Annotated in this window: 1 protein-coding gene; it reads left to right on the forward strand. The window is 74.4% G+C overall.

The window, feature by feature from the left end:
- Window positions 1–544: 544 nt before the first annotated feature.
- Window positions 545–839: rod shape-determining protein (locus tag LPA54_RS33380; protein ID WP_228984470.1), on the forward strand; the 295-nt coding region annotated here is incomplete at its 3' end.

The following is an 839-nucleotide window of genomic DNA, read 5'->3' on the forward strand; positions in this document are numbered from 1 at the left end:
GGACGTCGTGCACGGCCGACCGCTGCACCGGCGCGTGCGGCTCCTCGTCGCCCAGGTGACCGGCCTGCCGCAGCAGCTGGACGACGGCCGCGTTCCCGGCGCTCGTCTGGAGCCCTCTCAGTCCCGCCTGCGGGGACACCGTCCGTCGCGCGGACGGAGCGGGCCGCAAGGGCGCCGGCCCGTGCTCGTTCCCCCGCTGAGCAGGGCGGGGCTTCTCGTGACTCACAGGATCGCCTCTTCGGAACGTCGGGGCCGTCGCCCGTCGCGGCCTGGGGTTCTGAAGCATTATCAGGAGAATCCCGGCCCCCACTCCGCCGTTCGGCGCCCACAGCCCCGCTCTCTGCCCGGACGTCTGCCGCACCGTGCAGCGGAGCTGCCCTTTGGGGCAGTTCCTCCCCTGCTCGCGGCTGCCGCCGGACGGGACCCCCGTTCGGCGGCCCCTCGCCCGGCCCCCCAGAAAGGGCGCCGCTCCCGCCCGGCGCGCACGATGCGAAGAGGCCCGCCGATCGGCGGGCCTCCGGCCGCGCACTCGGGAGGAACTGCCGTGACCGCCAGTCTGGAGCAGCTGCGCCGCTGCCACTTCGCCGTCGACCTGGGCGCGGCCCGCACCCGGGTGTACATCAAGGGCGCCGGCCTGGTCGTCGACCAGCCGTCCGTCGCCGCCGTGAACACCCGTACCGGAGCGCTGATCGCGGTCGGCGAGTTCGCGGAGAAGATGACCGGGCGCACCCCCGACTACATCCGCGTCGTCCGGCCGGTGAACGGCGGTACCGTCGTCGACATCGAGATGGCGCAGCGGATGCTGCGTCAGCTCATCGGCGACCGCACCCGCCGTGCCC

It is taken from the genome of Streptomyces sp. DH12, from assembly GCF_020873895.1.
Taxonomy (GTDB): Bacteria; Actinomycetota; Actinomycetes; order Streptomycetales; family Streptomycetaceae; genus Streptomyces.